General features: G+C 46.1%; 8 protein-coding genes and 1 CRISPR repeat array. All 8 genes read right to left on the bottom strand.

Annotation, left to right across the window (positions count from 1 at the left end; genetic code table 11):
• Positions 1-91: 91 nt before the first annotated feature.
• A CRISPR array of direct repeats spans positions 92-3,760; the repeat unit is 37 nt; unit sequence CTTTCAACTCCCCGAGGGGAATTAGCCTTGTTTAGAC.
• Between the two features lie 370 nt (positions 3,761-4,130).
• Positions 4,131-5,525: a hypothetical protein gene (locus FH749_14515; protein MTI96664.1), complete on the bottom strand. Its 1,395-nt coding sequence runs from the start codon at positions 5,523-5,525 to the stop codon at positions 4,131-4,133.
• A 74-nt stretch (positions 5,526-5,599) separates the two neighbouring features.
• Positions 5,600-6,679, bottom strand: a complete 1,080-nt coding sequence (gene cmr6, locus FH749_14510; GenBank protein MTI96663.1) for a type III-B CRISPR module RAMP protein Cmr6 — start codon at positions 6,677-6,679, stop codon at positions 5,600-5,602.
• Complete coding sequence (gene cmr5, locus FH749_14505) at positions 6,663-7,085, bottom strand: type III-B CRISPR module-associated protein Cmr5 (GenBank protein ID MTI96662.1); 423 nt, start codon at positions 7,083-7,085, stop codon at positions 6,663-6,665. Before cmr5 ends, cmr6 begins: the two co-directional genes overlap by 17 nt.
• Positions 7,085-7,903 carry a type III-B CRISPR module RAMP protein Cmr4 gene (gene cmr4, locus FH749_14500; protein ID MTI96661.1) on the bottom strand — a complete coding sequence of 273 codons (819 nt, stop codon included), beginning with the start codon at positions 7,901-7,903 and terminating at the stop codon, positions 7,085-7,087. The genes cmr5 and cmr4 overlap by 1 nt, the downstream gene beginning before the upstream one ends.
• Before the next feature lies 1 nt (position 7,904).
• A complete protein-coding gene (locus tag FH749_14495; GenBank protein MTI96660.1) occupies positions 7,905-9,041 on the bottom strand; it encodes a hypothetical protein in 1,137 nt (378 codons plus the stop codon).
• Positions 9,038-10,912, bottom strand: a complete 1,875-nt coding sequence (gene cas10 / locus FH749_14490; protein ID MTI96659.1) for a type III-B CRISPR-associated protein Cas10/Cmr2 — start codon at positions 10,910-10,912, stop codon at positions 9,038-9,040. The genes FH749_14495 and cas10 overlap by 4 nt, the downstream gene beginning before the upstream one ends.
• The gene (cmr1, locus tag FH749_14485; GenBank protein MTI96658.1) at positions 10,909-11,934 is read right to left on the bottom strand and encodes a type III-B CRISPR module RAMP protein Cmr1; all 1,026 of its coding nucleotides are present in this window, start codon (positions 11,932-11,934) and stop codon (positions 10,909-10,911) included. The genes cas10 and cmr1 overlap by 4 nt, the downstream gene beginning before the upstream one ends.
• 462 nt (positions 11,935-12,396) lie before the next feature.
• A partial coding sequence (locus FH749_14480; protein ID MTI96657.1) for an IS3 family transposase occupies positions 12,397-12,522 on the bottom strand: 126 nt, incomplete at its 5' end.

Here is a 12,522-nt window from a genome sequence, read left to right as displayed (position 1 = left end):
TATTTGAATGAAGGTTATATGAGCTTAACGAATCTGTCCAACTAAGTGTAACCTATCCACGTGGTAAACTGGGCAAAAGGGGGGTTTATCGCTTTCAACTCCCCGAGGGGAATTAGCCTTGTTTAGACTCCCAGTCAGTCCATTGCCTGTCGACACCCTGAAAGCTTTCAACTCCCCGAGGGGAATTAGCCTTGTTTAGACCGTCGACGCCACGGTAGTTGAGGAGAACGTCGAAAACTTTCAACTCCCCGAGGGGAATTAGCCTTGTTTAGACGCAACGCTCTCACCTGACGATGTCTCCACGATCAGCGCTTTCAACTCCCCGAGGGGAATTAGCCTTGTTTAGACTCTCAAACGCTGTTGACTACAAAAAAGATAATGGCGCTTTCAACTCCCCGAGGGGAATTAGCCTTGTTTAGACTGAAACTACTCAAGCACTTAACGAAGCACACCAATATCCTTTCAACTCCCCGAGGGGAATTAGCCTTGTTTAGACAAAAATATCTGAGCGCCAGCCCTCACGGTATGCCGCTTTCAACTCCCCGAGGGGAATTAGCCTTGTTTAGACTTCGATTTTGGCCCGGGTCCGGGAATGTAGAGTTTGATCTTTCAACTCCCCGAGGGGAATTAGCCTTGTTTAGACGACTATAACTGGTGGGAACCGGATCGGCGGCGCGATAACTTTCAACTCCCCGAGGGGAATTAGCCTTGTTTAGACATTAGTGTTAGTTGTCAATATCGGGAGGTGATATAACTTTCAACTCCCCGAGGGGAATTAGCCTTGTTTAGACTTATCACAACAGCATGTTTAGGCAATGTGTTATGGAACTTTCAACTCCCCGAGGGGAATTAGCCTTGTTTAGACTTGATACTGGTGGCGCACGTCTTGGGACGCCGGCACACTTTCAACTCCCCGAGGGGAATTAGCCTTGTTTAGACAGTGATGCGGGTGAGCGTTATTACTAAGTTAAACATCTTTCAACTCCCCGAGGGGAATTAGCCTTGTTTAGACCTTTGCAGACATCATGGTCTCGACCGCCCGGAGAACTTTCAACTCCCCGAGGGGAATTAGCCTTGTTTAGACGAAACTTCATTGCTCAAGCATTCAGCCTCGATTTATGTGCTTTCAACTCCCCGAGGGGAATTAGCCTTGTTTAGACACGCTGATCACCAGTCTGCTGAAAGGCCTGACTCCGGACTTTCAACTCCCCGAGGGGAATTAGCCTTGTTTAGACTCATTGGTTACGGCCTTGTCGCCCACGAACAGCACGCTTTCAACTCCCCGAGGGGAATTAGCCTTGTTTAGACGACATGTTCCGGGCAGTCGAAGCCCAGCGCAACCTCCACTTTCAACTCCCCGAGGGGAATTAGCCTTGTTTAGACGGTGATGCATTTTATGGCGTCAGGCCCCCTTATTGGGCTTTCAACTCCCCGAGGGGAATTAGCCTTGTTTAGACGCTAACCAGGCGCAGGAATTCTTGGCATTAGGGATAACTTTCAACTCCCCGAGGGGAATTAGCCTTGTTTAGACTTATTTAATTGATTTTGGTTTTCTGGATTGGGAAACTAACTTTCAACTCCCCGAGGGGAATTAGCCTTGTTTAGACGCCTTAACCTTATAATAAGTATCGTAGCAAGCTCGAAGCTTTCAACTCCCCGAGGGGAATTAGCCTTGTTTAGACACCACGATGAAGAAATCCACTCTGATAACTAAGTATCTTTCAACTCCCCGAGGGGAATTAGCCTTGTTTAGACTCTGTTTGGCGCACTCATTGCCGGCATGTTTGGCTGGCTTTCAACTCCCCGAGGGGAATTAGCCTTGTTTAGACTCTTATTGAGGACAGCGAACTGGATTTTAACACCGCAGCTTTCAACTCCCCGAGGGGAATTAGCCTTGTTTAGACGAAGTTGGATTCATCGTTCTCATCCAAAGCAGGGAGGGCTTTCAACTCCCCGAGGGGAATTAGCCTTGTTTAGACTTAACCACGCTGAAAAGTCTGCGGCTGAGGACCGGGCTTTCAACTCCCCGAGGGGAATTAGCCTTGTTTAGACACCCCCAGCGCCTCTTCCTTTTGGGTCAGCGCCGGCAGGTCTTTCAACTCCCCGAGGGGAATTAGCCTTGTTTAGACTACAAGCTGCTGATCTTCGCCATGATACTGAATTTGTTCTTTCAACTCCCCGAGGGGAATTAGCCTTGTTTAGACGTAAGCAGTTTAAATGTGTAGGGTGGTCGCTGGTCTCCCTTTCAACTCCCCGAGGGGAATTAGCCTTGTTTAGACATTATTGAGGATATCTCGGAGCGGGACAAGCTGCCCTTTCAACTCCCCGAGGGGAATTAGCCTTGTTTAGACGGCCAAGTGTGTTGCGTGTGGGGAGCGGACCTATGAGTACTTTCAACTCCCCGAGGGGAATTAGCCTTGTTTAGACAAATAGTATCGCTGGCCGTCTGGCGGCTTATTTTGCTTTCAACTCCCCGAGGGGAATTAGCCTTGTTTAGACGCACCATGTTTCAGGGTAAAGCTACCATTGTGTCCATCTTTCAACTCCCCGAGGGGAATTAGCCTTGTTTAGACGGGGTTGATTGCTTCAAAATGGTCTTTGGTTGTGGCCTTTCAACTCCCCGAGGGGAATTAGCCTTGTTTAGACGGCCAACAGCTTGAAGTGCATGGGCGCTGCTACCAGGCTTTCAACTCCCCGAGGGGAATTAGCCTTGTTTAGACCATCCTGGGCAAGGTAATACAAGTGAGAAGAAACTTCTTTCAACTCCCCGAGGGGAATTAGCCTTGTTTAGACTAGTCGCCCTGACGAGAGCCGGACGGCAACCGGCGCTTTCAACTCCCCGAGGGGAATTAGCCTTGTTTAGACAAATAATAACTCATAGAAGGATAACGAAAACCACCAACCCTTTCAACTCCCCGAGGGGAATTAGCCTTGTTTAGACCAACAGTAAGATAACATTTTTTTAACTTACGATAATCTTTCAACTCCCCGAGGGGAATTAGCCTTGTTTAGACAACCGGATCCAAACAAATACGCCGAGGAAGAATTCCTCTTTCAACTCCCCGAGGGGAATTAGCCTTGTTTAGACGGACTCAACGATAAAAAAGTTAATAGATATACCAGTTGTCTTTCAACTCCCCGAGGGGAATTAGCCTTGTTTAGACATAGAAGCCAAAGCACCAAAAGCAGGCCGAGCAACCCTTTCAACTCCCCGAGGGGAATTAGCCTTGTTTAGACAAGATGAAAGAGATAGAGCTTTACCAGCAAAGAAAAATCTTTCAACTCCCCGAGGGGAATTAGCCTTGTTTAGACACACATCAAGGCCCGGGAATCCCGGGGATAAATTCTTCTTTCAACTCCCCGAGGGGAATTAGCCTTGTTTAGACGCCACACTAGGGCATCTATAAGGACACCTCGCCTGATCTTTCAACTCCCCGAGGGGAATTAGCCTTGTTTAGACCCAAACATTAAAACGGTGCTCCAAACTTCTGCCGGCAGCTTTCAACTCCCCGAGGGGAATTAGCCTTGTTTAGACGTGAAGCATTTGCGCGGCAAAAAACAATCAAGATTTAACTTTCAACTCCCCGAGGGGAATTAGCCTTGTTTAGACATATTGTGCAAACTGCTCTGAGACCCATTACATTGGTCTTTCAACTCCCCGAGGGGAATTAGCCTTGTTTAGACGGGCTTGTACGCGGTCGCGGTAAAGGGGGCCGCTGAGCTCTTTCAACTCCCCGAGGGGAATTAGCCTTGTTTAGACCGCGGGGCCGAAACCCCCTGTGGTTCTAAGGGGCAAACCTTCATTTTCGAGCATCGCCTGTTTTCGTCTATCATTGGTGCTTTGAAAATCACTAAAATGTCCTCCACCCCCTGAGTTTATTGATTCGAGCATCGCCGGGGTTTTTCCAACACCAGCGATGCTCGATTACTTCGAATGCCGAAATTCCTAAAATCATGCTACCTCATTATACCATAACGAATAGGACAATTTAAATATTATATCCCGGTCCCCCGTTGCGTCAGGAATCATATAAAACGGGGTCTACGCTAGTTTCGAATCATCACCCCAACTAATCTCTAAGTCATTGCTTTATATTAACTGCCAGAAAACTCCTTTGTATAACAAACGCTTATTTTCGCAAAGTGGAGGTAAATCTCTCTTTAATCCAATACTTATAAGCTTCGTAAGGATTGTTTCCGATGATCACGTTAAACTCTGTGCCTAGAACATGAACCGTATCATCAAATAAATCTTTTCCACCCCAAAGCTCGTTTAGATTTTGAGGCGATCCACCTTGAAAAGAATGACCTAAGATCGAATTATTTCTATGTTTACACAGTTCATTCCCATTTTCCAACCACATACAAAAGGTTTTCCTGATAGAGTTGTCCTTTAAATAATCCAGCATATCTTTTCTGCTAACATGACCCCCGCCGGGTTTCAATTTCTTGCGCAATGCATTGAGACCACATCCCTCCATTTTAGCAATCTCCAGCTGCATAAGAAACTCGCTTAAGCGATAAAAACGACCCAAGAAATCGACATAACGCCCCGTTTGGTATTGAATATGCATATTCCAGTAGAGCTCATTGATAATGTGCTCTGCCGATGCTAAGCCAGATTTTGACTTCAGTGCTTTGCCAATTGAATCATGCAAATTTTTTATCTCAAATTCCAATTTTTCAATGACCATTCGAGGATTCCCATTCGCCCGAACCAACATTTCCTCTATTACACTAAGGGCTTCCTCAAATCTAAAGTTTAGCCTAAGTCCTAGAACCTGTAGGAAATTAGTAACTATTTTATCTTCAAATGTCAATCTTTTGGATAACTGCATTGCAGCATGATAGTCCCAACGCTCTAAAAAAATATCAAATGTTTCTTTGACCCTGTTCAGTAGAAGCTGATTTTGAGTTTCTAAAAATACAACTTCTTCTGTAAGCTCATTAACATAAATGTACTGCTTATACCCCATCAGGTGGCTAGAGTTAATTGATGCATCAAGCAGGGCAAAATTACATGCCTGTGTTCCACCAGTCAGCATCACCCATGTAGTAGGCCTGTTACTACCGAGATAATCACCGATTTTCTTTACAAAGTCGCGGTAATAGTTAAAAGTATCATCAAGAATATTAGGGTTTTTATTTAAATAAAGCAACCTGACCATTTTTACTTTATTTGCGAACTTGTCTACGTTATTTTCCAGCAAAAACTTTATTATTTTGCCTACATAGATGGTATCCTTGCTTCGAAACTTTTTATCCACCATTTCATCCTGATTGGTAACTATTAGGAACAACACATCGATTGGCCCACTCGCTGGCTCTAAAAGCAAAAAACTATTTATTGCAGGCAGCAATATTGGTAAATCTATACTATTTGCTTCGGAGTTTAGCAACAGTTCATCCCCAATTACACCTTGCAAATCCTCGAGAATTTTTTTTGCGTCTTCACGCGTCCTACTGAGCTTTTTACTATCATACTTAAGATCATTCGTGCCCGTATTTGCCACAAGAACCTTCACAATTTTTCCCTCCATCTAAGTGGGGATACGCACAACAGGAAACAGATACCTATAGGGGCGAAGCTGCCCTAAACCTAACGAAGCAGTTTCTTGAGGCGTTCCACTCTTGGTCTATTCTTCTTATTAGGGTTATCGAACATCCCCTTCCTGTACCTTTGGTACCAGTCCCGCAATGCCTCGGCGATCTCCTGGCGTTCGCTAACCTCCGCCTTCTCAGCTCTATCCAACCACGCATCTACTTTATTAATAAATACCTGGTCATCTCCATAACCATCAGCTTCCATTTCCCTCTGGACCGGACTTAACTCAGCTATTTCCCGTTGTTTCAGCAGCACTTCTTCTCGCTTAGTCCGTTCATCGACATATTGGCTTTTCTGGGCGGCATCGATAATGAAACGGCCGTAGCCAACTGCAGTCTTGGCACCCGCACCTACAATTTCGATAGCTTGGTAAATTTCTTGCTCCAATAGATCCATATATTGATCACCATCTCTGGTACGCGGGGCAATTGCAAACATAAATTGTTGGTCAGAATCTACAGTCAGAAATGGTATTGGCACTGGGGATTGCCAGTCACCTGGGGGGGCATCACCCCGATAATAATCAGCATAATGAGGAGTCATCACGTCCAGAGTGAGTTTAATTGGACTGAGTGGAAGAGCATCATAAAACATAACGTTTCCGGCACTACTGTCTGAGTTTTTATTTGCTGACCCAAAGATAGCATTAATCTGTCGCGGATCCGAGGTAACCCATTCTTGCATCCATGCTCGGAGCATTCCCTTGACAGATGATCCCGGCATGTAAGGTGTCCCCAACGTAGGATGCCAAGCGAATCCATTTTCAGCCGGATTTTCATTGCCCATACCCGTAACAAATCTTCCTGCCGTGCGAACAAAGATTATGTTTCCGCCTCTAGCTTCCACAAGTCTTTGCAACCGAGAACTCATATCCTCAATGAGGTCCCGGTTTCCTACAATCCGCGCAAATCCTTCAAGCCACTTCTTTTTGTTATCGCCCAAAGACCATTTATCCGATTTCTTGGACCAGACATTGCAAAATTTGTCATAAACCAAACCCCAATTCTGCCATTGGCCCCTGTCGGGAAGGCTAAACCCATCGTACAAAGGACATTTGTTAGTCATGTGTCCCATCCGTCCTTTTTTTCAGGAATGCAGTGGCAAACTTCTTCAGCCAGACCAACACAGCCAAAGCCTCCGCCTGTGCCCGTAGATAAGTATCCATATCAGAACCTGCCAGCGCATCCATCAAGTTCTTTTGCCCAGGAAAAGTCCCCTCTTGACCACAGAGCCATTGTTGCATATCAGCATATAGCCGGCCATGGGCGGAAGCCAGATTGCCATCATCCTTTGACATTAAAGACGCCATTGCTTGACCTAAACCACACATCAGGATAGTAGCCGGAAGGGACTTAACGTAAGATTGGTAATTAGATTGCCAGCTTGAATCCTTGGTTTCTTGATATTTTTTTATCTGGTCCAGGGCGAATTTTGCCCTGTTCTGTTCTGCGCTTCGCTCAAGACTGCTGGCCTTAGCCATTACTCTCCCTCCTCATACAGAGAAATTGCGCACCAGCCCTGCCCCATTGTTTCATTACCACCTACTTGGAGATAGGGGTCACCATCAAACAGCTTAACGGCCTGTTCTACACTTCCCTGTCGGTCAGGACGTTGGATTAAAGAAAAATAGAAGAGTGAATCAGGAGGAAGAGTCTCCTCATACCAGAGATTTTCGCTAATTTTGGTAGTCTCGTTCAGCTGGTTCCGAGCCCGCACAGTGAGACAGTAGGTTGCAAAATATGCCATTCGGTTGTTACTGACTATGACCAACTGACCTTCCAGCCGGTTGCGAACACTTTCGTGGCCAATTAACGGAGCAATAACCCTGGCACTATTCTGAATAAGCTCTGTCCTTTCATCTGTCTCTAAAGTTAACTCCTCCAGAAGCAACTTGCCTGTCGAGGCAGCAAACACCTGACCATCTTTCGGGCTTTCAATTTTTAAGTTTACCTGTTTTCCTACCAGCTTCATGTCTCTTTGCAGCCGCTCTAACATATAGGGGCAGGTAACCCAGACGTAATGACTGGTCAGTGACCGGACTGGCAGCAACAACAATCGGGCATCGGTTACCGCAATCCCACCTGCTTTGTCCTGTTCACCAAACAAAGCTTCAACTTCAGTTTTATTGAATGCATTCCTTGCTTTATCTCTTAATGAGCCCTTGAGACTAGAGCTGGGTACTAACGGGTAACCGGTTGCAGCTTCCCGAGCCACAGGTAAGTCTATTAACCCACCAGTGGATTCGGTGCCTAGATGCATAGCAGACTCAGCAAACATTCCCAATACTGCGGATTTCATGTTAACAACCCCACTTTCCTATCAAAATCTGGCCATAGCCGTATTCGTTTCCGACACCAACAAAGCTCTTATGCAGTGCCTTCACTTCATCAACCCTATCTGAATCAACCTCATAAAACCAGGTCGAGCCGGGAAATACTACTGGCCGCAATGCCCGCGGGCGACTATTTTTTACATCCCAACCGCCAACCTGACTGAGTTTGGGTACACAAGCAGTAACACAGCTACCAAAACCTGTTAAGGGACCTTCACTAATAGCCTTTCTCACTTCAATCTCAACCTGCTCAACTGACTCGGGCCTGTCCTCATCTAAGAAACCAAAGTGACCGGGGGTAAGTAAAGTAACAGTAAATCGTACTTTCCCGTCTCTAATCTCCAATTCTGGCACACTGGGAATAAAGTCATCAAAGTCCTTTACCTCGACCATTGCCATCTTGGCTTCCCCACCAAGTGGAATACACCTAGGGACTGCTTCGTGCCAATCGGCGTCAACACCCGTTACTGCCACCGCCACCCGGAGCTCCGCTTTTGGGCGGACATGAGATAAAAAATATAAGCGTCCTTGCTCAGCAGTTCTTGACTGCCGATTAATTTTGATGCCGGTCCGGTTTTCAAAACTCCAGAGATCTGGAGAGCAGATACTGTCTTCTTTCTCTGGCGGCAAACCTTGTAGCACCTTGCCCATTCCTTTGATAGTAAGCCACTTATCCGCAACTCCCCTGACATCCTCTTCCTGAAGATTCTTTAGTAAGCGAGTATGCTCTTTGATGTCGGTAGGTGTTTCAGAATCATCAGGTGTCAGATGGGCAAAACCATTCTTAAGCTCAACCACTGAGGCGGGAAAAGGGAAAAGGAATTCAAGTTCATCATCTACGCTGCGTACCAAATAAGGCCCTTGAAGCCGTATATTGCCCAGGTTGTTTGAAGAGCCCAACTGCTCCGGCCACTTGTCCCGTTGTTGAGGACTCCAACCTTGCCCCATAGCCAAGGCAGCGCGAACAGCGCCCTGCAAAGTTGACATTGCCGGCGGAAAGGAACTCCGAATACCACGGGTATCAGTCTCGCCCATGGAAAAAGGGGTGCCGTCACGGAAAAATAGGGTATCCAAAGCTTCGAAAAACCACAGTTTGGTTGTCATCTTTCCACCCCCTTAGTGGCAAGAAACTTAACGAGCAATGCTCCGTCCAGCTCTAATCCGCCTTGATTCTCCATTAAAACACCGTTTTCACGCCAGGACCGTCTGCATACTTTCAAAAGGTGTTCAATATTCTCTTTAGCCCGTTCAGAAAATTGTTCCTGATTCTCGTGGTTGAGTTTGCGAGACTTAAGATATTCAGCCTCCAGAATCGCTTTGATATCATCACTCCCCAGCTTCAGATTACCTTCCTCGGAACTTAATAAACTGAAGCGCTGTTGCAGATTGTAGAAGAAGCTGCTAGTAAACTGCTTTTGCTCTTTAGCACTAAAGTCTTCAAGTAATTTATCGAGAATGGTAGTCTCTCCATCCGGTATCACGACCTCCCAAGGAGCTGACCAACTTAAGTTAGGGCCTGAGGCTTTCCATACCTTTATGGCTAAACTGTCCCGTCCGGACTGTTCTTTGGCAACACTAGCCAAAGTATTATGTGCTTCCCTAATTGCAACCTGAAGCGGGATGTTGTGATGGACGTAAATAATCGCCCCGGAAAGCGTTGCTGAATCAACATCATTTAGCTGTCTGCGATATTCCGCAAAGCACTCCTTATACTTTTTCTGAAGCTTGACTGCAGTCGGTAAAGCATCCTCCAATGGCAGCATAGCAAAAACATCATCACCACCGGCATACACGCAAACGCCATTATGACCGTCGACTATTCCAGGCACGGAATTACTGAATTTACCAAGTGCTTCACTTACCTTTGTAACCTGATCCCGCGTTGCGTTTTTAGAAAGAAGCTGGCCCATCTTATCACCATCCATTAGCAACAGAGCATAGAACGGCGATGCTGAATAACCAAATTGCTTCAATAACTTTTTGAGCTCCTCCCGCAGCTTTCTATCATCTTCTTCCCAGACATTGTCGTTTTCCAATGAATTAATGAAATAGCAATTGGGGTTAAGCTGAAAGAAGTCGCTTAATTTCTGATGCTCGCTAATAAGCTTGTCTACCAATTGGACCTTTTGCTCTGAGTTCTTCCCTAACTTTACTGCTTTCTCAGCATACTGCATACATAATTCAGGCTCCTCTATAGCAACCTGGCTCAGCCAATGAACGCCCGCCAAAGTGGAAGTGGAAGGATAAGATTCTGGAACATCGTTAAGCTGTAGGTTTCTCGCTATCGCTGGAAACATACGCTTGACGAATGCAATAGCACATAGCCGCTCATTATGGCGGAGTTCAATACCAACCTTACCCCGAAGTGCTTTCCAGAATTCATCCCGTTGTCTGGCTGCGGGATTACCCTTTTCGCGAATAACCCCAGATAGCTCTTGAAGATTACCCATTAGAGTACATTTATCCCCAGGTTCTATTGTGGGCACATGTACTCGCCAATTCTTGCGGCGGTCCAGGGTACGCCTGTCTTCGCCTATAGCCCAAAAGATATCCCAGTAGCCCTCTACTTGCCTTTCCCAGATTGCCCTGGTGTTATTTCCGAGATGCTCCACCGGCAGAATATATTGCTTATATACCTCATCTGCAATCCGCCCCCAGGCTGTACGAACGGCATTTACACAGACAGTCGGGTCGAAATTCTTTGGCACTTCGGCCATGAACCGATTGGGCAAAGTTGCAACCGCGGGAATGTCAGCGGGCTTGTTACTTTTTGTAGCCTCAATTGCTCGTAGCAGCGGATCACCTTGAATTGCAGGAAATATAATTGTTCCGGCGCCCTGTTGCACTTCATACATTGCTTGTCCTGACAACCAAGATAGCAAAAAAGAACCGACCCAAAAGTCCCGGGTGCGCCTGGCCTGAGCAACAAATCCCTGCACGGGACCTAAAGCGAAATGAAGGGTCTTCATGCTCACAATACCACCTCCAACTTATCGGCAAGCTGGTTATTCATGTCGGCGCAAACGCTGGCGAACTCTTTGTTCATCTCATTGTGTTTATTCTGATCAATGATGTTGTTCTTACTATCTTTACTTAGCCCTGCACAGAAGGCAGCAGGCAGATACAGTATCCGCCCCTCAAACTCGTCTCCAACACGCGCAACATGCATAAAGTATGGCTTGGCCCGTCTGGCGATATCAGAATGGGTTTTCTTTTCGGCAATTAAAGGAGAGGCGACATACTTCCGGCGCTTAAACTCATGCTTTGGCTCCAAACTACCCCTAGCAACCCGATAGGCAATGCCTAATTCAGCTAGCGCCGAATCCCAAGTTCCATGCAACTTCCTTGTGCGGAACAATCTTAGTCCACTAGACAAAGCCGAATAATCTACTGGGCTAGCCGGCGAGTTTAATTGTTTCAAGAAGTTCACCGGTTCGATAGAGAGCCGAGGATCATTGATATGTGCCGAGCCAAACCCGTTACGCGAACAAGCGCCAAGTCCACCAAAGTTCACTAGCATGTATAAGGCGTCTAAAATTTGCTTCTCACAAGTGTCCGGATAAACAATGTGAAGCTTAAACCATTCACCCTGTTTCAGGTACGATTTTACAAACTCATTGGTTCTTTTCTCTCGATTCCATGTGTAAGTCCCATAACAAAGGTAATCTAAGATATTGACTGGAAACGTTTTACTTTTACTAGTTACCCGAATGTTATGTTTCGGGAATGGATCAGTGCAAGGCTGTAAATCAGCCTCGACGCTCAAGAGCACTTTGCTTTTTCCAATCCCTTCTGTGCTCCCGAAAATCTGCCCCTCTTGTTTGCGTAGCTCCGATAATGGCAGATGGCCGTGTAGAGCTCGCCACCAGAATCTCAGCACCCCTTTGACTGATGATGCCCTTAGCTCTGCCTTTTGGGGATCTGCTCCCCCGCAAAACATTGGAGTCAAGATTTCACACTTGAAAGTTTCTCTCCTTGGCTTACCACTTTTCCCCAAACCAGCACCTCCTCCTTTTCATAGAATCTTACATTTATACTTCTTAAAAGTTTCGATAATTAACGTAGAAATCCTTCCATAATTTAGAGAATATTGTCGAAAGAGCTGTTTTTCAAACCGTATTTGTAGGAAAGATGCACTAAATTACCCCGATGCCATTGATCGGGGTTAGAAGATAGAACTATTCAGTTGTGCACCGAGGGGAATTAGCTTTGTTTAGACGGAAGCTGCCGGATACTACCAGCCCGGATTCCTGACTTTCAACTCCCCGAGGGGAATTAGCTTTGTTTAGACCTCGCACACACTTCTGAACCCACAACCCCAGGTGCAACTTTCAACTCCCCGAGGGGAATTAGCTTTGTTTAGACTATCCCTGCAGTTACGGAAGTTGCGCCCAGCAAGAGCCCTTTCAACTCCCCGAGGGGAATTAGCTGGTATGTCAACACTAAATTGGACAAATTTTTAAAGGTGCATTAGCTTGTACTCATTCGGTGTTAGATAGTCCAGTGATCCGTGTATGCGAACATTGTTGAACCAGTTTACATAATCAAAGAGTTCAAGGTCAAGTTCCTGTTGGCTAGAGAAAAC

The sequence above is a fragment of the Bacillota bacterium genome, from assembly GCA_009711825.1.
In the GTDB taxonomy this organism is placed as follows: Bacteria; Bacillota; Proteinivoracia; order UBA4975; family VEMY01; genus VEMY01.
Note: the sequence above shows the minus strand (reverse complement) of the source record. Positions and strands in the feature narration are given on the sequence as shown.

Coding starts and splice junctions, on each gene's coding strand:
- cmr4 (MTI96661.1), bottom strand. CDS start 7,903: ATGAAATCCGCAGTATTGGGAATGTTTGCTGAGTCTGCTATGCATCTA.
- cmr6 (MTI96663.1), bottom strand. CDS start 6,679: ATGGGACACATGACTAACAAATGTCCTTTGTACGATGGGTTTAGCCTT.
- FH749_14495 (MTI96660.1), bottom strand. CDS start 9,041: ATGACAACCAAACTGTGGTTTTTCGAAGCTTTGGATACCCTATTTTTC.
- cmr5 (MTI96662.1), bottom strand. CDS start 7,085: ATGGCTAAGGCCAGCAGTCTTGAGCGAAGCGCAGAACAGAACAGGGCA.